Annotated in this window: 21 protein-coding genes; 15 read left to right on the top strand and 6 right to left on the bottom strand. The window is 68.7% G+C overall.

Annotated elements, in window-relative coordinates; genetic code table 11:
• The first annotated feature begins 79 nt into the window (after window positions 1-79).
• From WMK75_RS09010 to WMK75_RS08970, 9 genes are read left to right on the top strand one after another with little or no spacing between them, the layout of a single operon-like run.
• Window positions 80-562, top strand: coding sequence for a flagellar basal body-associated FliL family protein (locus WMK75_RS09010; protein ID WP_347267347.1), 483 nt, complete (start codon window positions 80-82; stop codon window positions 560-562).
• Window positions 559-906: a hypothetical protein gene (locus WMK75_RS09005; protein ID WP_347267346.1), complete on the top strand. Its 348-nt coding sequence runs from the start codon at window positions 559-561 to the stop codon at window positions 904-906. Before WMK75_RS09010 ends, WMK75_RS09005 begins: the two co-directional genes overlap by 4 nt.
• Window positions 899-1,441 (top strand): hypothetical protein, encoded by a 543-nt coding sequence (locus WMK75_RS09000; RefSeq protein ID WP_347267345.1) that lies wholly within the window; start codon window positions 899-901, stop codon window positions 1,439-1,441. Before WMK75_RS09005 ends, WMK75_RS09000 begins: the two co-directional genes overlap by 8 nt.
• Window positions 1,442-1,450: 9 nt before the next feature.
• Complete coding sequence (gene motA / locus WMK75_RS08995) at window positions 1,451-2,317, top strand: flagellar motor stator protein MotA (RefSeq protein ID WP_347267344.1); 867 nt, start codon at window positions 1,451-1,453, stop codon at window positions 2,315-2,317.
• Window positions 2,314-2,589 carry a hypothetical protein gene (locus tag WMK75_RS08990; RefSeq protein WP_347267343.1) on the top strand — a complete coding sequence of 92 codons (276 nt, stop codon included), beginning with the start codon at window positions 2,314-2,316 and terminating at the stop codon, window positions 2,587-2,589. The genes motA and WMK75_RS08990 overlap by 4 nt, the downstream gene beginning before the upstream one ends.
• Window positions 2,586-4,673 (top strand): flagellar biosynthesis protein FlhA, encoded by a 2,088-nt coding sequence (locus tag WMK75_RS08985; RefSeq protein WP_347267342.1) that lies wholly within the window; start codon window positions 2,586-2,588, stop codon window positions 4,671-4,673. The genes WMK75_RS08990 and WMK75_RS08985 overlap by 4 nt, the downstream gene beginning before the upstream one ends.
• Window positions 4,670-5,428 carry a flagellar biosynthetic protein FliR gene (locus WMK75_RS08980; RefSeq protein ID WP_347267341.1) on the top strand — a complete coding sequence of 253 codons (759 nt, stop codon included), beginning with the start codon at window positions 4,670-4,672 and terminating at the stop codon, window positions 5,426-5,428. Before WMK75_RS08985 ends, WMK75_RS08980 begins: the two co-directional genes overlap by 4 nt.
• Entirely contained in the window at window positions 5,425-6,528 is a 1,104-nt protein-coding gene (locus WMK75_RS08975) for a flagellar type III secretion system protein FlhB (protein ID WP_347267340.1), read from the top strand. The genes WMK75_RS08980 and WMK75_RS08975 overlap by 4 nt, the downstream gene beginning before the upstream one ends.
• Entirely contained in the window at window positions 6,525-6,908 is a 384-nt protein-coding gene (locus tag WMK75_RS08970; RefSeq protein WP_347267339.1) for a hypothetical protein, read from the top strand. The genes WMK75_RS08975 and WMK75_RS08970 overlap by 4 nt, the downstream gene beginning before the upstream one ends.
• A 52-nt stretch (window positions 6,909-6,960) precedes the next feature.
• Here the strand turns inward: WMK75_RS08970 and rlmN are convergent, their stop codons facing one another.
• On the bottom strand, window positions 6,961-8,148 hold the full coding sequence (gene rlmN / locus WMK75_RS08965; protein WP_347267338.1) for a 23S rRNA (adenine(2503)-C(2))-methyltransferase RlmN: 1,188 nt from the start codon (window positions 8,146-8,148) through the stop codon (window positions 6,961-6,963).
• Between the two features lie 108 nt (window positions 8,149-8,256).
• A complete protein-coding gene (locus WMK75_RS08960; RefSeq protein ID WP_347267337.1) occupies window positions 8,257-8,784 on the bottom strand; it encodes an invasion associated locus B family protein in 528 nt (175 codons plus the stop codon).
• 150 nt (window positions 8,785-8,934) lie between these two features.
• On the opposite strand from WMK75_RS08960, the gene WMK75_RS08955 reads away from it, so the two are divergent.
• Both WMK75_RS08955 and WMK75_RS08950 read left to right on the top strand, forming a co-directional pair.
• Window positions 8,935-9,921 (top strand): asparaginase, encoded by a 987-nt coding sequence (locus WMK75_RS08955; protein ID WP_347267336.1) that lies wholly within the window; start codon window positions 8,935-8,937, stop codon window positions 9,919-9,921.
• A 69-nt stretch (window positions 9,922-9,990) separates the two neighbouring features.
• A complete protein-coding gene (locus tag WMK75_RS08950; RefSeq protein WP_347267335.1) occupies window positions 9,991-10,326 on the top strand; it encodes a DUF2794 domain-containing protein in 336 nt (111 codons plus the stop codon).
• A gap of 7 nt (window positions 10,327-10,333) precedes the next feature.
• On the opposite strand, the gene WMK75_RS08945 is transcribed toward WMK75_RS08950, so the two are convergent.
• From WMK75_RS08945 to cobA, 4 genes are read right to left on the bottom strand one after another with little or no spacing between them, the layout of a single operon-like run.
• Window positions 10,334-11,263: an AEC family transporter gene (locus WMK75_RS08945; protein ID WP_347267334.1), complete on the bottom strand. Its 930-nt coding sequence runs from the start codon at window positions 11,261-11,263 to the stop codon at window positions 10,334-10,336.
• Between the two features lie 13 nt (window positions 11,264-11,276).
• Entirely contained in the window at window positions 11,277-11,516 is a 240-nt protein-coding gene (locus tag WMK75_RS08940) for a sulfurtransferase TusA family protein (protein WP_347267333.1), read from the bottom strand.
• On the bottom strand, window positions 11,513-12,019 hold the full coding sequence (locus WMK75_RS08935) for a DUF2478 domain-containing protein (RefSeq protein ID WP_347267332.1): 507 nt from the start codon (window positions 12,017-12,019) through the stop codon (window positions 11,513-11,515). Before WMK75_RS08935 ends, WMK75_RS08940 begins: the two co-directional genes overlap by 4 nt.
• A gap of 56 nt (window positions 12,020-12,075) precedes the next feature.
• Window positions 12,076-12,825, bottom strand: a complete 750-nt coding sequence (gene cobA / locus WMK75_RS08930; protein ID WP_347267331.1) for a uroporphyrinogen-III C-methyltransferase — start codon at window positions 12,823-12,825, stop codon at window positions 12,076-12,078.
• 110 nt (window positions 12,826-12,935) lie between these two features.
• Here cobA and WMK75_RS08925 point away from each other — a divergent pair, with 110 nt between their 5' ends.
• From WMK75_RS08925 to plsY, 4 genes are read left to right on the top strand one after another with little or no spacing between them, the layout of a single operon-like run.
• On the top strand, window positions 12,936-13,895 hold the full coding sequence (locus WMK75_RS08925; protein WP_347267365.1) for an aspartate carbamoyltransferase catalytic subunit: 960 nt from the start codon (window positions 12,936-12,938) through the stop codon (window positions 13,893-13,895).
• The gene (locus tag WMK75_RS08920) at window positions 13,892-14,866 is read left to right on the top strand and encodes a DUF4268 domain-containing protein (RefSeq protein ID WP_347267330.1); all 975 of its coding nucleotides are present in this window, start codon (window positions 13,892-13,894) and stop codon (window positions 14,864-14,866) included. The genes WMK75_RS08925 and WMK75_RS08920 overlap by 4 nt, the downstream gene beginning before the upstream one ends.
• Window positions 14,863-16,134 (top strand): dihydroorotase, encoded by a 1,272-nt coding sequence (pyrC, locus tag WMK75_RS08915; RefSeq protein WP_347267329.1) that lies wholly within the window; start codon window positions 14,863-14,865, stop codon window positions 16,132-16,134. The genes WMK75_RS08920 and pyrC overlap by 4 nt, the downstream gene beginning before the upstream one ends.
• Window positions 16,131-16,715: a glycerol-3-phosphate 1-O-acyltransferase PlsY gene (plsY, locus tag WMK75_RS08910; RefSeq protein WP_347267328.1), complete on the top strand. Its 585-nt coding sequence runs from the start codon at window positions 16,131-16,133 to the stop codon at window positions 16,713-16,715. The genes pyrC and plsY overlap by 4 nt, the downstream gene beginning before the upstream one ends.
• Window positions 16,716-16,782 lie beyond the last annotated feature (67 nt).

Here is a 16,782-nt window from a genome sequence, read left to right as displayed (position 1 = left end):
GAGCAGACTGGCATGGCGGCGATTAAGAATTGGTTAGCCCCGGCATGCTATCCCGTTCTCAACCGATGGGAGAATCACCATGACCGATGCCGCCGAGGCGCATGAAAGGCCGCGATCGGGCCGCGGCATGCGACCCCTGCTTTTGCTCTTGTTGCCGACGGTTCTCATGGCCGGGGCCGGGTTCTTTCTGACCTATCGCGGCCATGTGACCCTGCCGGCCTTCGGCGCGCATGAACAGGTCGTGGCCGGCGATCCGGCCCGGCCGAGGATCGAATTCGTCGACATTCCCCAGATCGTGCTGACCACGGCAGGCCCCGCGCCGCGGATGCTGGTCATCACCGTCAAGCTTGAGACCGACGGCGCCCATCGCAAGGAGATCGAGCATCTGGTGCCGCGGCTGCAGGACATGTTCAACAGTTTCCTGAGCGACATCGACGGCTCGGCCTTCGAGAAGCGCGGCATCCTCGACATCATCCGTGACGAGCTGGCGACGCGCGCGGTGCTGGTGCTGGGCAAGGATGCCTTCACCGACCTGCTGATCACGGAGTTCCGGGTCCAATGACGCTTGCGCATCTTCTTCAGCTGGCGCTGATCGCCTTTACCATCGGCCTTTCGGGCTTCTGCTTCAGCCTTGCGCGGCGGCTGCGCAAGCTCAATGACCTGGAAACCGGCCTCGGGGGCGCGATCGCGGTGATGACCAGCGAGATCAACCGCCTCGAGAAGGCCATCCTGCTGGCCAAGGCCGAGGCCCTGTCGGCCACCGAGGCCCTGGCGGGCGAGGTCGCGCGCGCCAAGGAAGAGCGCGCCTTCTGGATGCTGCAGCAGAAATTTGCCGAGGCCGGACCGCCGCGCCCGGTTCGCCTGCTGCGCCGCCGCCGCAAGGAGGGGGGGGCTGCACATGCGTAGGTCGGTCCTGTCCGTTCTGGGCGGCATCATGATCCTCGCCGCGGCGGGTCAGGCGGTCATGCTGGTCGACGGCGTGTCGCGGCTTTCGGCCCGGGCCGAACCCGCCGAGCTGATGGCCGGCTGCACCGACGTTCCCGAGGCGGTGGAACTGGCCGCGACATTGCATGAGCGCTCGCTGCGCATCGAGCGCTACATGCAGGATCTGGATCGCCGCAAGGCCGAGATCGCCTTTGCCGAGAAACAGCTGACCGAAAGGCTGGTCGAGCTGCGCAAGCTGAAGGGAAAGATCTCCGAGCGCAACGGCGACATCAGCCGGGCGCAGAATGACGACATCGCGCGGCTGATCGCCGTATACGACCAGATGAAACCCGAGCAGGCGGCGATGGTGCTGGCCAATCTGCCGCCGGAATTCGCCGCGCAGATCCTGGCGCGCATCCGCCCCGAAACCGGAGCCCGCATCATGGCCGCGGTCGAGCCGGGGCAGGCGGCAATCCTCACCTCATACATGGGCGCCCTGCGGGCCGGCGGAAAATAGGGGGAAAACATGTTCGGCATGATCGGCATCGTCCTGACCTTTGCCATGGTCTTTGGCGGCTATATCCTCGCCGGCGGCAAGCTGGGGGTGATCCTGCATTCGCTGCCATTCGAGTTGATGATGATCGGCGGCGCGGCGGTGGGTTCGTTCCTGCTCTCGAACGACACAACGGTGATCAGGAAGGCGCTGGGCGGCATCGGCCGTTCGCTCAAGGGGCCGAAATGGCACGAATCGGATCTGCGTGACGTGCTGTGCCTGCTGTTCCAGCTGCTGCGCATCGCACGCGCCAGCCCGGTCGAGCTTGAGGAACATATCGAGAATCCGCAGGCTTCGCCGGTCTTTCAGGCCTATCCCCGCATCCTTGCCGATGGCGATGCCGTGGCGCTGATCGCCGATACGCTACGCTCGGCCAGCCTGAATTACGACGATCCCTATCAGGTCGAGGAGATGCTCTCGCAGCGCATCGGCCTGCTGAACGAGGAGGCGATGCACGCGCCGCATGCGCTGCAGAACATGGCCGATGCCCTGCCGGCGCTGGGGATCGTTGCCGCCGTGCTTGGGGTGATCAAGACCATGAGCGCGATCAACCAGCCGCCCGAGGTGCTGGGCAAGATGATCGGCGGCGCGCTGGTCGGCACTTTTCTTGGGGTGTTCCTGGCCTATGCCCTCGTCGCGCCCTTCGCACAGCGGCTCATGGCGGTGCTGAAGCAGGATCAAGCCTTCTATGACGTGATCAAGTCGGTCCTGATCGCCGGGCTGCACCAGCATGCGACCAACCTTTGCGTCGAGGTGGGGCGCCAGTCGGCTCCGGATCATGTGCGCCCGTCCTTCGGGGATCTGGAAAACGCCCTGCGCGAACTCAAGAGGGCGTCGTGATCGCGGCGCTGCTGCTGGCCTCGGCGCTTGCCGCGGCGCAGGCCGGACCCGAGACGCGCGAGGCGCTGATCCGCGATGCGACCGAGCGGCTGCTGGCGGGCGAGGATCTGCCGCCCGACATCGACGCGCGGCTGATGCGGCTTGCCCCGGCAGACCGGATCGGGGTGCTGGTCTTTTTGCGGCGCGCCGGGCTGCTCTCGGGGCCGGGCTGGCCCGCCGAGCGCCTGCTGGCCCCCGCCGCGCCCGCGCCCGCATCCGGGGTCACGCCATGAGCGGCGCTGAGGCCACCTCCGACACGAGCCTTGCCCTGCGCCCGCTGGCCATTGCCGGCCTGCTGGTGCTGATCGTGCTGTCGATGGTGATCCCGCTGCCCGCGGGGCTGCTGGATCTTGGCATCGCGCTTTCGATCTCTACGGCAACGCTGATCCTGGTGATGGCCTCCCTGGTCGAGAAGCCGACGGATTTCCAGGCGTTTCCCGTGCTTTTGCTGGTGTCGCTGCTGATCCGGCTGTCGCTGAACATCTCCTCGACCCGGCTGATCCTGACCCATGGCCAGAACGGGCCCTCGGCGGCCGGCCATGTGATCGAGGGCTTTGCCGAATTCGTCGCCGGCGGGTCGCTGCTGGTCGGGTTGACGGTGTTTGCGGTGATCTCGGTGGTGAACTTCATGGTGATCACCAAGGGGTCCGGACGCATGGCCGAGGTCTCGGCCCGGTTCGCGCTGGATTCGCTGCCGGGCAAGCAACTGGCCATCGACGGCGACCTGAACTCGGGCGCCATCGATCACGAGGAGGCCAAGCACCGGCGCATCCGCGAGCAGCGCGAGATCAGCTTCTTCGGTTCGCTCGACGGGGCGTCGAAATTCGTCAAGGGCGACGCGATCGCCGGGCTGATCATCACCATGATCAACCTTGGCGTCGGGCTTGCGGCGGGGGTGCTGGTGCATGGCATGCCGGTGGCCGAGGCCATGGACACCTATTCCAGACTGACGATCGGCGACGGGCTGGTGACCCAGATCCCGGCGCTGATCACCTCGATGGCGGCGGCCCTGCTGCTGTCGCGCGGCGGCGCGACCGAAACCACGGCCGATCTGCTGTCGCAGCAATTCGCCCGCAACTGGCAGGTGCCCTTCGTCTGCGCGATCGGGATGGTGCTGGTGGGCCTGGTGCCGGGCATGCCGGTGACGATCTTTCTGGCGCTGGCGGCGGGGCTTGCCTTCGCGGCCTGGGCGATCCGGAACCGCCAGATCGCGGCGACCGCACAAGAGGCGACCCCGGCCGCGGCGCGTCCACCCGCAACCGAGCCGGCCCGCATCGGCGATGTCCTCGACATGGACGAGATCTGCGTCGAGATCGGCGCGGGTCTGGTCGGCGATGCGCTGGATCCGCTGCGCGGTCTGGGGCAGCGCATCACCAACCTGCGCCTGCATGTGGCGCGCAGCTATGGCGTGATCCTGCCCGATGTGCGCATCACCGACGGCACCGGCTTTGCGGATGGCGAATATGCCATCCGGCTTCAGGGCGTGTTGCGGGGCAAGGGCAGCCTGGTACCCAGGGCGGTCCTGGCCCTCGGCCCCGGAGAGATGCTGGAATCGCTGGCCGGCGACAGCGTGCGCGAGCCGGTTTATGGCAGCCCGGCCCGCTGGATCCGCGCCGATCTTCAGGATCATGCCGCCATCGCAGGCGCCACCGTGGTCACGCCCATGGAGGTGCTGTCGACGCATCTGATGGAGGTGGTCAAGTCCAACCTGCCGGCCCTGCTGTCTCTGGCCTCGATGCAGCGCATGATCCGCGAGCTGTGCGGCGTGTCGGATGAACATCGCGCGCAGCTCAACCAGCGCTTCTTCGACAGCATGGTGCCCGACAAGGTCACGCCCGAGATGCTGCTGGCGGTGCTGCGCGGTCTGCTTGAGGAGCGGATCTCGGTGCGCAACCTCGTGCTGATCACTGACGCCGTGCATGAGGCGCGGGGCGGCGCCACGCCCGAGGCGATCTATGAACAGGTGCGCAAGCGCCTGCGCGGCCAGATCACCGAGCAGTTCCTGGACGAATCGGGCGACCTGGGCATCCTGCAGCTTCACCCGCAATGGGAGGCCGAGATCGCCCGCGCCGAAAGCGAGGGTGCGCGCAATGGCACCAGCGCGGTGCCGCAGATCCAGCGCCGCCTGGCCGAGGCGGTGCAGACCTGCCTGCGCGACCTGCCGGCACCGGGCGAGGTGGTGCTGGCCGTGCCCGACCATCGCCGCCGGTTGATCCGCATGATGCTGTCGGCCTCGGGGGTCGCCACGCCGGTGCTGGGGCTCGATGAGATCGACCCGGTGGCGCAGATCCAGCTGCGGGGGACGGTGGCGGCATGACCCTTGCGGGCCTCGACGCGCAGACGGTGACGGTCCTGACCGCCATGCTGCTGACCTATCTGCGCGTGCAGGCCTGTTTTCTGGCGCTGCCGGTGCTCTCGGAGCGGGTGCTTTCGCTGCGGGTGCGCGCCGCGCTGGCCATGGCGGTCACGCCGCTGCTGGCCGAGCAGGGCGGGCCGGTGCCGGCGATCGGCGGGCTGCTGCAGCTTGCCGCCCTGGCCGCGGCCGAACTGGTGACCGGGCTTGCCCTGGGCGGGCTGGTGCGGCTTTTCGCCTCGGCGCTTGATGTCGCGGCGACGACCATCGCCGCAACCGCCTCGCTGTCGCAGCTGGTCGGGGCGGCAAATGAATATTCGCCGCACCCGATCGGCAATGTCATGCATCTGGGTGGGCTGGCGCTGCTGATGGCGCTTGGCTTTCCCGTGCTGGTCTGCGACCTGCTGCGCGCCAGCCTCGATCTGCGGCCGCTGGGCGCCTGGCCGCAGATCGCCGAGCTGCTGCCGGCGGCGGTGGCGCTTCTGGGCAAGAGCTTTGTCCTGGCCATGGTTCTGGCGGCGCCCTTCATCCTGGGCGGGTTCCTGTTCCAGCTGCTGTCGGGGATGATCAGCAAGGTGATGCCTGCGCTGCCGATCGTCTTCATCGCCGCGCCGGGCGCGATCCTGCTGGCGCTGCTGGCGCTGGCGGTGCTGGTGCCGGTGGTGCTGTCCATCTGGGCCGATGCCACCCTGGGCGTGGCCGAGGGGCTCATGCGATGAGCGAGGGCAATGACGACAAGCAGTTCGAGGCCAGCGAGAACAAGCTGCGCAAGGCCCGGGAGCAGGGCGACATCCCCCGCTCGCCGGAACTGCAGTCCGCACTGACCTATCTGGGCCTCTGGCTGGCCAGCGCATTCGCCATGGGGTGGGCGATTCCGGCCTGGACGACCCGGGCCGCGGGCGCGCTTGACGGCACGTCCTGGCCCAGCACCGAGGGCCAGGCGGTCGCCGATCTTGCCCGGGCCCTTGCCCTGCAGGCCGGCCTTGCGGTGCTGGCCGGGGTGGCGATCATCGCCCTGCCGGTGCTGCTGGGCATCGCCTTGCAAAGATCGCTGGTGCTGACGCCGAAAAAGCTTTTGCCCGATGCGCAGCGCATCAACCCTTTGCACAATGCCGGGCAGAAATTCGGCAAGAGCGGGCTGGTCGGCTTTGCCCTTGCGCTGGGCAAGGCGCTGCTGGTCGGGGTCGGCGGCTGGTTTCTTTATGCCGCGCTGCTGCCCGAGCTGATGGCTGCGGGTGGCATGGCCGACCTGCAATGGGTGGCCGGTCTGGGGCAGATCCTGCGCCGGGCCATCCTGCTGGCCCTGGCGATCGGGGCGGGGTTCGCGGTGATCGACTTGCTCTGGAAGCGGCTGGAATACCTTCGCCGCCAGCGCATGACGCGCCAGGAGATGCTGGATGAGCACAAGGACAGCGAGGGCGATCCGCATCTCAAGGCGGCTCGGCGGCAGAAGGGGGTCGACATCGTGCTGAACGCCATGCTCTCGGATGTGCAGAAAGCGGATGTGGTCATCGTCAACCCCACGCATTACGCCGTGGCACTGGAATGGAAGCGCGGTAGCGGCCGCGCTCCGGTCTGCCTGGCGAAGGGCGTCGACGAGGTGGCGCGTCGCATCCGCGAACGCGCGCATGAACATGCGGTGCCGATCTGGTCCGATCCGCCCTGCGCCCGCGCCATCCATGCCGCCGTCGAGATCGGCGAGGAAATCCGCGCCGAGCATTTCGCCGCGGTGGCCGCCGCCGTGCGCTTCTCCGAGGCGATGCGCAAGAAGGCGCGCGACGGCTGGAGCCTGACGCCGGGCGGGGGTGGCGGGCGATGACACGCCAGCGCGAGGGGCTGGCGCAGCTGCAGCGCATCGCCCGGCTGAAGGCCGATCTGGAGATGCGTCGCTTTGCCGCGCTGCGCGGCCATGTCGATGCCGCGCGTGCCACCGTCTCGCGACTGGAGGGTGAGATCGAAGGCCTCTACCGGGCCGAGCGGGCCTTCTCGCCAGCCGAGGCGCGATTGACCAACGCCCTGGCCGGGGATTGCGGCCGCGCGCTTGGCCGCGCCGAGCGTGATCTGCAGCGCCTGCTGCCGGCCTATGAGGTTGCGCGGCAGGCGGCGAGCCGCGCGCTGGGCCGCGCCGAGGCGTTGGGCATGCTGCAGGACGGGTTGCGCGTCAAGGAGCGCCGCGAGCAAGGCCGCTTGCTGCGGTGATGGCGCGGCCGGGCAGCGGGCCCTTGGGCCGTGGGGTCTGCCGCGCGGCCCCTCAGTCCTCGTCCGTCTCGGCCTCGATCTGGGCGCGGGTCTTGCGGCCGCGTTCGGTGGCCGATTTCAGCTGCCCGCAGGCCGCCATGATGTCCTCGCCGCGGGGCGTGCGGATCGGGCTGGCGTAGCCGGCCTTGTGCACGATGTCGGCGAAGGCTTCGATCCGTTCCCAGCTTGAACGGCGATAGGGCGCGCCGGGCCATTCGTTGAAGGGAATCAGGTTGATCTTGGCCGGGATGCCGCGGATCAGCCTGACCAGCCGGCGCGCGTCGGCATCGCTGTCGTTCACCCCGTCCAGCATCACATATTCGAAGGTGATGCGTTCGCTGTTCGACAGCCGCGGATAGTCGCGCAAGCTGGCGAGCAGCGCCTCGATGTTCCACTTCTTGTTGATCGGCACCAGCACGTCGCGCACGGCATCGGTGGTGGCGTGAAAGCTGACCGCCAGCAGGCAGCCGATTTCCTCGGCGGTCCTGGCGATTTCCGGCACCACGCCGCTGGTCGAGAGCGTGATGCGGCGGCGCGACAGCGACAGCCCCTCGCCGTCCATGACCACGCGCATGGCGTCGCGGACATTGTCGAAATTGTAAAGCGGCTCGCCCATGCCCATCAGCACGACATTGCTGACCAGGCGGGTTTCGTCCTTGGGCGCACCGGGCTTGGGCCATTCGCCCAGATCGTCGCGGGCCAGCATGACCTGGCCGACGATCTCGGCCGCGGTCAGGTTGCGGACCAGTTTCTGCGTGCCGGTATGGCAGAAGGAACAGGTCAGGGTGCAGCCCACCTGCGAGCTGATGCACAGCGTGCCGCGGTTTTCCTCGGGGATATAGACGGTCTCGACCTCATGGCCGCCGCTGATGCGCAGCAGATACTTGCGCGTGCCGTCGGCGCTGACCTGGCGGGTGACGATCTCGGGCAGGGCGATCTCGAAGCGTTCGGCCAGAAGCGCGCGGTAATCCTTGGCGAGGTTGGTCATCTGCGCGAAATCGCGCACGCCCCAGTGATAGATCCATTGCCAGATCTGGCCGACGCGCATCCTGGCCTGGCGCTCGGGCGTGCCGGCGGCGATCAGCGCCTGCAGCAGCTGCTCGCGCGTCAGGCCGACAAGGTTCGGCCGCGCGGCCTCGGGCAGCTTGCGCGGGATGGTCAACAGGTCTTGCGTGATCGGGGCGGCGACAGGCGCGGTCATGGCGGAATCCGGCAGGGGCAGGGGGCAATGCGCCTATATAGGGCAGGCCGGCCCAAAAGAAAACAGGGGCGCGCGCCCCTGTCTGATGCCGGATCGTCGGGGCGCCGCCTATTTGCAGGCGGCCTGCGCCTTGTTCGTCGCCGCGGTGATGCCCGAAAGGCTGAATGTGTCCTTGGTCATGGTGCCGCGCGCCGAACGCCCGGTCAGCACCGCCGAGGAGCCGGCGCGCAGCGCCGCGACCAGCTTGGCATCCTCGGAGGGCGAGCCGGTCCAGGCGCTTTCGCCCTCGGTGAACAGTTTGAAGACATTGCCGCCGATATTCACCTCGACGGCGGAATCGGGGGCAAAGGGATAGCCGCCCGAGAACGAGACCTCGCCGGCCTGGCCGGGGCGATAGGCGACGTAAAGGCGGATGTCGCCGCGGGTCACCTCCTTGGGCTTGCCGCTGGCATCGGTGTTCTGGCTGGATTTCGGCGCCGAGACGGCCCAGCATTCCTTGGGGTTCTTGGCCGAGAACACCGTCCAGTCGCCTTCGGTCCCGATCACATTGGTCGAGTCCTGGGCGAAAACCGACGTGGACGCGGCGATCGCGATGACGGCGGCGGCCGCGGCGGCGCGCGGCGCGGATTTCAACATGCTCAGGTCTCCTGCCCTTGTCCGGTTTGTCGGTCTTTTGCCGAATGACGGTGGTATTTTCAACCATCCGGCTGCAGGATAATGCGAAAAGGGTGGCGGGAAAAACCCCCGTTTGCGGAAAATCGCGCGATTGTCAGAGGAAACCCGGGAATGACGGCAGCAAAGCTCATCGAACTCTGGCGCGGCGGCCTGCGCGAGAGCGTGCATCTGGGCCATGTGGTGATCTCGGACGCGACCGGCGTCGTCGAGGCCTGGGGCAATCCGGGCACGGTGATCTTTCCGCGCTCGTCGTGCAAGATGATCCAGGCGTTGCCGCTGGTGGAAAGCGGCGCGGCCGATGCCGCCGGCCTCGGGCGCGAGCAACTGGCCCTGGCCTGCGCCAGCCACAACGGTGCGCAGACCCATCTGCGCCGTGTCGCGGCCTGGCTGGACGGGCTGCGGCTGGATGACAGCGACCTGCGCTGCGGCGCGCACATGCCGCGCGATCCCGAGGAAAGCCGGCGGCTGATCTGCTCGGACGAGCAGCCCTGCCAGATCCACAACAACTGCTCGGGCAAGCATGCGGGGTTTCTGACCCTGACCCGCCACATCAAGGCCGGGCCGGAATATGTCGAGTTCGATCATCCGGTGCAGCGTTCGGTGCGCCGCGCCTTCGAGGAGGTGACCGGCGAGACCGCCGCCGGCTGGGGCATCGACGGCTGCTCGGCGCCGAATTTCGCCTGCACGGTCGAGGGGCTGGCCCATGCCATGGCGCAATTTGCCCGCCCCGGCGCCGGCAAGCGCGGCGAGGCGCAGCGCCGCCTGGTCGAGGCGATGATCGCCCATCCCGATCTGGTCGCCGGCGAGGGTCGCGCCTGCACCGAGATCATGCGCGCCGCCGGCGGCCGCGTCGCGGTCAAGACCGGGGCAGAGGCGGTGTTCGTGGGCATCGTCCCCGAGCGCGGCCTGGGCATCGCGCTGAAGGTGACCGATGGCGGCACCCGCGGCGCCGAGGCGGCGATCACCGCGCTGCTGGTGCATCTGCGCCTGCTGGATGCCTCTGATCCGGTGGTGCAGAAATACCTGACCGGACCGCAGCGCAACTGGCGCGGGCTGGTCACCGGCGAGTTGCGCCGCGCCAGCGGCTTTCCGGCCTGAGCCGGGCGCCGGACCCGGCGCGGCGGGATTTCCATTGCTTGTGCGCGGGGGCGGTGTCACCATCCGGGCATGACCAGCGCGCCTTTCGCCTCTTCTTCCGGCCTTGATCGCGTCGCTTTCGACCGGGCCGAGCTTGGTGCCATCCTGTCGCTTTATGGCCGCATGGTCGCCGCCGGCGAATGGCGCGACTATGCCATGTCCTTTCTGCGCGAGGTGGCGGTGTTTTCCGTCTTTCGCCGCGCCACCGAGACCCCGCTTTACCGCATCGAGAAACGCCCGCGGCTGCGCGCGGCGCAGGGGCAATATGCGGTGATCGCCATGGACGGGCGCGTCCTGAAGCGCGGCCACGACCTGCCGGTGGTGCTGCGTGTGCTGGAAAGAAAGCTGATCCGCCCGGTGGACTGACCGGGGATCAGCCCTTCATGATCCAGTGCATGACGGCGGGAAGGGTGACGATGCTCAGCGCGGTCGAAAACAGGATCGCGGTCGAGACGCGCTGCACCGCCACGCCGAAATATTGCGCCAGGATATAGACATTGCCGGCCACCGGCAGCGCCGCGGCGGCGATCATCACCCCGGCGGGATAGGGCGCGACATCAAAGACCGAAAGCGCCGCGACGCCCACCGCCAGCGGATGCAGCACCAGCTTGGCGCCGGTCAGCCACAGCGCCGGGCCTGGCCGTTCGGCCCCGCGCCCGGCCAGGCTGGCGCCGATGGCAAACAGCGCCCCGGGCGTGGCGGCGGCGCCCAGCAGCGCCAGGAACTCATCCAGCGGCCCCGGCATCGGCAGGCCCGCCGCCGACCACCCGAGGCCCGCCAGCATCGAGACGATCATCGGATTGGACAGGATGCCGCGCACCAGCGGCAGCAGCGTCGCCGCACCGATGCGCCCGTGCCGCGCCGCGGTGACGATCAGCGTGATCAGGGTGGAAAACACCACCATGTCGATGGTCAGCACCATCAGCACCGGCCCGACCGCCGCCGGTCCCATCAGCGCCACCAGCATCGGCACGCCCAGAAAGCCGGTATTGCCGGTCATGGCGGCATGCGCCTCCATCGCCGCCTCGGGCAACGCCAGGCCGCGCCCGCGCGCCACGCCAAAGCCCAGCAGCCAGACCGCGACCGAGCCGGCCAGATAGGCGGCGACAAAACCGGGGTCGAACATCTGCCCCACGTCCAGCGTCGCGGCAAAGCGCAGCAGCATGGCCGAAAGTGCGAAATAAAAGACGAATTTCGTCAGCCAGGCCGTGGCTGCCGGCGGAAAGAAGCCGCTGCGCCCGGACAGCCAGCCCATGGCAATCACCAGAAAGAAGGGCAGGGTCTTGAGAAAGATCGCCAGCATCGCAGTGTCGGCATCAGTCGCCGGAGGCCGGGCCGCGCTCGACGGTATATTCGGTCTCGCCGGCGACGGTCTGGCGGCTGGCGATCAGGCGATGCCCGGATTCGGCGCAGAAATGCGGCACGTCGATCAGCGCCGCCGGGTCGGTGGCCAGCAGCGTGACGCGCGTGCCCCGCGGCAGGTCCAGCAGGCGCTTGCGCAGCCGCAGCACCGGCAGCGGGCACAGCAGGCCGCGGGCGTCGATGCGCTCGGTCATCGGGCGGGGAGGGCCTGGGCGCGGCACCAGTCCAGCGCCGCTTCGGCCGGCACCGGCTCGGCCATGTCGCCGGCAAAGTCGCGGAAGGCCGGCAGATGCTCGGGCGCCACCGTGGTCAGCACCGGCACCCCCTGCGCCACCGCCGCGGCGATCACGGCGCGAAAGCCCTGGCCCAGCCCTTCCTGCTTGCCGAACTTGTTGACGATGACCAGATCGGCGCCCTGCGCCAGCACCGCCTCGGCGCGGCCGGCGGCGCTGGCCAGCGCGCCCGGGTCCAGCCGGCAGGCCTGCGCGCCGCTGCCCAGATCCTGCGAGATGCGGATGCGCGCGCCGTCGCCCAGCACGCGCAGTTCCATGTCGCAATCCTGCATGCCGATGCGGTCAAGATCGCTGCGCACCGCGCCCGCCAGGCGCAGGCCCTGCGCCTGCAGCGCATCCGCCGTCTCGGCCAGAAAGCGGTCGGCGGCGCCCGAGCCGTCCTGGATGGTGATGAAGCCGAGCATGGTTTTCCCCCCTTTTCGGGGCGCCAGCATAATCGCGCCGGCGCCGGGGGCAACCGTCAGCTTGCGCCCGGCTGGTCCTGATCGGCCAGCGGGCCATAAAGGATCAGCGCCGGATGCGGGCCGGGGCCCTCGGCGGCCAGCAGCGCGGCCAGGCCCGCGACGGTGCTGCGCACCAGGCGCTGCTGCGGCTGCCCGACCGCCTCGGCCAGAAGCGCCGGCGTTTCCGGCGCCAGCCCATGCGCGATGAGTGCCGCCGCCATCTGCGGGAAGGTGCGCTGGCCCATGAAGACCACGGTGGTGGCATGGGCATCGGCCAGCGCCGCCCAGTTCTGGTCCGCGGGCAGCCCGCCGGTGACATCGGCGCCGGTGACGAACTGCAGCCTGCGCGCCGTCAGGCGCCGGGTCAGCGGCAGGCCGGCGGCGGCGGCCGCCGCCATGGCCGAGGGGATGCCGGGCACGATCTCGAACCCGACGCCGGCGGCGCGCAGCGCGGCAATTTCCTCCTCGAGCCGGCCAAAGACGCCGGAATCGCCCGATTTCAGCCGCACCACATGCCGGCCGGCGCGGGCATGCGCGACCAGAAGCGCGTTCACCTGTTCCTGCTTGGCCGAGGGTCGGCCGGCGCGCTTGCCGACCGGGATGCGCAGCGCCTGCGGCCCGGCCCGGTCCAGCACCGGACCCGAGGCGAGGTCGTCGTAAAGCACCACGTCGCATTCCCCCAGCAGCCTGACCGCCCTGAGCGTCAGCAGCTCGGGATCGCCGGGACCCGAGGAAACGAAGCTGACCGTGCCAAATCGTCTGTCCATGCCCCGCGATGGGGTAAAATCGCAGGCAAGGCAAGGGGGTTCCGGCGCTTGCCGGCTGTGGAATGATTTGCCATAGAGGGCTCAGTCAGGATCCGGAGGTTTCCTTGGCCATGTTCCGCGCCCGCCACCTGTTGGGGATCGAGCCGCTCGCCCCCGCCGAAATCACCACGCTTCTCGATCTGGCCGAGACCTATGTCGATCTGAACCGCCGCACGGTCAAGCATTCCGACGCGCTGGCCGGCATGACCCAGATCAACATGTTCTTCGAGAATTCGACCCGCACCCAGTCCAGTTTCGAACTGGCCGGCAAGCGGCTGGGGGCGGATGTGATGAACATGGCCATGCAGACCAGTTCGGTGAAAAAGGGCGAGACGCTGATCGACACCGCGCTGACCCTGAACGCCATGCACCCGGACCTGCTGGTGGTGCGCCATCCGCAGTCGGGGGCGGTGGACCTCTTGGCGCAGAAGGTGAATTGCGCGGTGCTGAACGCCGGCGACGGGCGGCACGAACATCCGACCCAGGCGCTGCTGGACGCCCTGACCATCCGCCGCGCCAAGGGCCGCCTGCACCGGCTGACCGTGGCGATCTGCGGCGACATCGCGCATAGCCGGGTGGCGCGCTCGAACCTGTTTCTGCTGGGCAAGATGGAGAACCGCCTGCGGCTGGTTGGCCCGGCGACGCTGATGCCCGCCGGTGCGCGCGACTGGGGCTGCGAGGTCCATGAGGACATGCGCGAGGGGCTGAAGGGCGCCGATGTGGTGATGATGCTGCGCTTGCAGAAGGAACGCATGGACGGCGGCTTCATCCCGTCCGAGCGGGAATATTACCACCGCTGGGGGCTGGATTCCGAAAAGCTGGCGCTGGCCGCGCCCGATGCCATCGTCATGCACCCGGGGCCGATGAATCGCGGGGTCGAAATCGACGGCACCATCGCCGACGACATCAACCGCAGCGTCATCCAGGACCAGGTGGAAATGGGCGTCGCCGTGCGCATGGCGGCGATGGACCTGCTGGCGCGCAACCTGCGGGCCGAACGCGGCGCCAAGGCGGCGGAGATGATGGCATGAGCGGGTTCGGCCGTCTTGAACGGGTTGACTTGCGCGCCGCCTGGGCCAGCGAGCCCCAGCATTTCACCCCCTGGCTGGCGCAGGAGGAAAACCTGGCGCTGCTGGGCGAGACGCTGGGGATCGAACTGGAGCTTGAGGCGCAGGAACGCGCGGTCGGGCCGTTTCGGGCCGACATCCTGTGCAAGGACATGGCGGACGGCAGTTGGGTGCTGATCGAAAACCAGCTTGAACGCACTGACCACACCCATCTGGGCCAGTTGCTGACCTATGCGGCGGGGCTTCAGGCGGTGACGATCATCTGGATCGCCTCGCGCTTTGCCGACGAACACCGCGCCGCCTGCGACTGGCTGAACGAGATCACCAGCGAGAATATCCGCATCTTCGCCCTCGAGGTCGAATTGTGGCGCATCGGCCCAAGCCCCGTCGCGCCCAAGTTCAACATCGTCAGCAAGCCCAACGATTGGAGCACCGCGGTGGCCCTGGGCAGGAAGGGCATCGAGGAAGGCGCGGTCTCGGAACTCAAGGCCGGTTACCTGGGTTTCTGGCAGGCATTCAACGAAAGACTGTCGGCCGCCAGCCGGACCATCCGACCCCGCAAGCCGGCGCCGAAGCAATGGATGGACTACAGCGCAGGCAAAACCGGCGTGACGATCCGGCTGGAGTTGACCGAGCGGACACGGCGGCTGCGGGTTTCGCTTTACCTGAACGCGTCTGATCCGTTGCCCTCAATCTGGTTTGCCCGCCTTGAGGCCGAGCGGGCGCAGATCGAGGCCGAAATCGGTGCTTCGCTGGACTGGGATCCAATGCCGAATCGGCAATCCGCCCGGATCGGGCTGACGCTGACCGATGCCGATCCGACCGACGAGGCCGACTGGCCGCGCCAGCACGATTGGCTGCTGGTGCAGCTTCTGGCCTTTGACCGTGTATTTCGTCCTCGCGTCAGCCGCCTGGAACTGGAGGAAATCGCATGATCCTGCAATTCCAGAACGCCCGCCTGATCGACCCCGAGGCGCAGGTGGTCGAGGAGACCAGCCTGACCGTGCGCGACGGCGTGATCGCGGGCGTGGGCACTGACGCCCCCGCAGGGGCGGAGCTGATCGATTGCGGCGGCAAGTGCCTTGCCCCGGGTCTGGTCGACTGGGGCGTGAAAGTGGGCGAGCCGGGCGAGCGGCACAAGGAAAGCTTTCGCAGCGCCGGGCTGGCCGCGGCGGCGGGCGGCGTCACCACGCTGATCGCGCGCCCCGACACGCTGCCGCCTATCGACACGCCGGAATCCCTGGCCTTTGCCGCCCGCCGCGCGGCGGATGCGCCGGTGCACATCCGCCACATGGCGGCGCTGACGCGGGCGCGTGACGGGCGCGAGATGGTCGAGATGTCATTCCTGCAGGACGCGGGTGCGGTGGCCTTCAGCGACGGGGTGCGCGTGGTCGCGGACAGCCGGCTTTTGTCGCGCTGCATGACCTATGCCCGCGGCCTTGGCGCGCTGATCGTCGGGCATCCGCAGGACCCCGGCCTGTCCAAAGGCGCGGCGGCGACCAGCGGCAAGTTCGCCTCGCTTTACGGGTTGCCGGCGGTCTCGCCCATGGCCGAGGTCATGGGGCTGGACCGCGACCTTGCCCTGGTGGCGATGACCGGGGCGCGCTATCACGCCGACCAGATCACCGTCGCGGCCAGCCTGCCGGCGCTGGCGCGGGCGCGCAAGGCGGGGCTCGACGTGACCGCGGGGGTCTCGATCCACCATCTGACGCTGAACGAATTCGACGTGGGCGATTATCGCACCTTCTTCCGCTTTACCCCGCCGCTGCGGTCCGAGGACGACCGCATGGCCATGGTCGCCGCGGTGGCCGAGGGCGAGATCGACGTGATCGCCAGCTTTCACACGCCGCAGGACGAGGAATCGAAACGCCTGCCCTTTGCCGAGGCGGCGCCGGGCGCGGTCGGGTTGCAGACCTTGCTGCCCGCCGCCATGCGCCTGCATCATCAGGGCGGGCTTGGCCTGGCGCAGCTGTGGCGGGCGATGTCGCTCAATCCGGCAAAGCGGCTGGGGCTGGCGGCCGGGCGCATCGCCGCGGGTGCGCCGGCGGATCTGGTGCTGTTCGACCCCGACGCGCCTTTCGTGCTGGACCGTTTCGGGCTGCTGTCGAAATCCAAGAACACCCCTTTTGACGGCGCGCGCATGCAGGGCCGGGTGCTGGGCACCTGGGTCGCGGGCCGGCGCGTCCATGGAGACGCGGCATGAGCCTGATCCTCTGGGCCGGCATCGGCTATCTTCTGGGCGCGATCCCCTTCGGGCTGGTGATCACCCGGGCGCTGGGCCTGGGCGACCTGCGCCAGATCGGCTCGGGCAATATCGGCGCGACCAATGTACTGCGCACCGGCAACAGGCCGGCGGCGCTGGCGACGCTCTTGCTGGATTCGGGCAAGGGCGCTGTCGCGGTGCTGCTGGCGCGCTGGCTGGCCGGGCCCGAGGCGGCGCTGATCGCCGGGGCCGCGGCCTTTCTGGGGCATCTGTTCCCGGTCTGGCTGGGATTCAAGGGCGGCAAGGGGGTCGCGACCTTTCTAGGCACGCTGATTGCGCTGGATTGGCGGCTGGGGCTGGCCGCCTGCGGCATCTGGCTGCTGGCGGCGCTGGTCGGGCGCATTTCCTCGCTGTCGGCGCTGGTCGCGGCGGCGCTGACGCCGCTGCTGGCGCTAGGGCTGGAAGGCGGGCGCATGGCGGCGGTGACTGCCTTCATGGCGGCGCTGATCTTTCTGCGCCACCGCGCCAATATCGCCCGCATCCTGGCAGGGACCGAGCCGCGCATCGGCAAGAAGGGCTGAGCGCCTCACGCATGTGTGCTGCGGCAAATGGCGCGATATGATCGCATCCTGCCGGGGACCGCTTGCG

Source organism: Paracoccus sp. (in: a-proteobacteria) (genome assembly GCF_039808215.1).
Taxonomy (GTDB): Bacteria; Pseudomonadota; Alphaproteobacteria; order Rhodobacterales; family Rhodobacteraceae; genus Paracoccus.
Note: the sequence above shows the minus strand (reverse complement) of the source record. Positions and strands in the feature narration are given on the sequence as shown.

Coding starts and splice junctions, on each gene's coding strand:
- WMK75_RS09000 (WP_347267345.1), top strand. CDS start 899: ATGCGTAGGTCGGTCCTGTCCGTTCTGGGCGGCATCATGATCCTCGCC.
- WMK75_RS08970 (WP_347267339.1), top strand. CDS start 6,525: ATGACACGCCAGCGCGAGGGGCTGGCGCAGCTGCAGCGCATCGCCCGG.
- cobA (WP_347267331.1), bottom strand. CDS start 12,825: ATGGACAGACGATTTGGCACGGTCAGCTTCGTTTCCTCGGGTCCCGGC.
- WMK75_RS08975 (WP_347267340.1), top strand. CDS start 5,425: ATGAGCGAGGGCAATGACGACAAGCAGTTCGAGGCCAGCGAGAACAAG.
- WMK75_RS08985 (WP_347267342.1), top strand. CDS start 2,586: ATGAGCGGCGCTGAGGCCACCTCCGACACGAGCCTTGCCCTGCGCCCG.
- pyrC (WP_347267329.1), top strand. CDS start 14,863: ATGATCCTGCAATTCCAGAACGCCCGCCTGATCGACCCCGAGGCGCAG.
- WMK75_RS09010 (WP_347267347.1), top strand. CDS start 80: ATGACCGATGCCGCCGAGGCGCATGAAAGGCCGCGATCGGGCCGCGGC.
- plsY (WP_347267328.1), top strand. CDS start 16,131: ATGAGCCTGATCCTCTGGGCCGGCATCGGCTATCTTCTGGGCGCGATC.
- WMK75_RS09005 (WP_347267346.1), top strand. CDS start 559: ATGACGCTTGCGCATCTTCTTCAGCTGGCGCTGATCGCCTTTACCATC.
- WMK75_RS08960 (WP_347267337.1), bottom strand. CDS start 8,784: ATGTTGAAATCCGCGCCGCGCGCCGCCGCGGCCGCCGCCGTCATCGCG.
- rlmN (WP_347267338.1), bottom strand. CDS start 8,148: ATGACCGCGCCTGTCGCCGCCCCGATCACGCAAGACCTGTTGACCATC.
- WMK75_RS08945 (WP_347267334.1), bottom strand. CDS start 11,263: ATGCTGGCGATCTTTCTCAAGACCCTGCCCTTCTTTCTGGTGATTGCC.
- WMK75_RS08920 (WP_347267330.1), top strand. CDS start 13,892: ATGAGCGGGTTCGGCCGTCTTGAACGGGTTGACTTGCGCGCCGCCTGG.
- WMK75_RS08935 (WP_347267332.1), bottom strand. CDS start 12,019: ATGCTCGGCTTCATCACCATCCAGGACGGCTCGGGCGCCGCCGACCGC.
- WMK75_RS08925 (WP_347267365.1), top strand. CDS start 12,936: ATGTTCCGCGCCCGCCACCTGTTGGGGATCGAGCCGCTCGCCCCCGCC.
- motA (WP_347267344.1), top strand. CDS start 1,451: ATGTTCGGCATGATCGGCATCGTCCTGACCTTTGCCATGGTCTTTGGC.
- WMK75_RS08980 (WP_347267341.1), top strand. CDS start 4,670: ATGACCCTTGCGGGCCTCGACGCGCAGACGGTGACGGTCCTGACCGCC.
- WMK75_RS08950 (WP_347267335.1), top strand. CDS start 9,991: ATGACCAGCGCGCCTTTCGCCTCTTCTTCCGGCCTTGATCGCGTCGCT.
- WMK75_RS08955 (WP_347267336.1), top strand. CDS start 8,935: ATGACGGCAGCAAAGCTCATCGAACTCTGGCGCGGCGGCCTGCGCGAG.
- WMK75_RS08940 (WP_347267333.1), bottom strand. CDS start 11,516: ATGACCGAGCGCATCGACGCCCGCGGCCTGCTGTGCCCGCTGCCGGTG.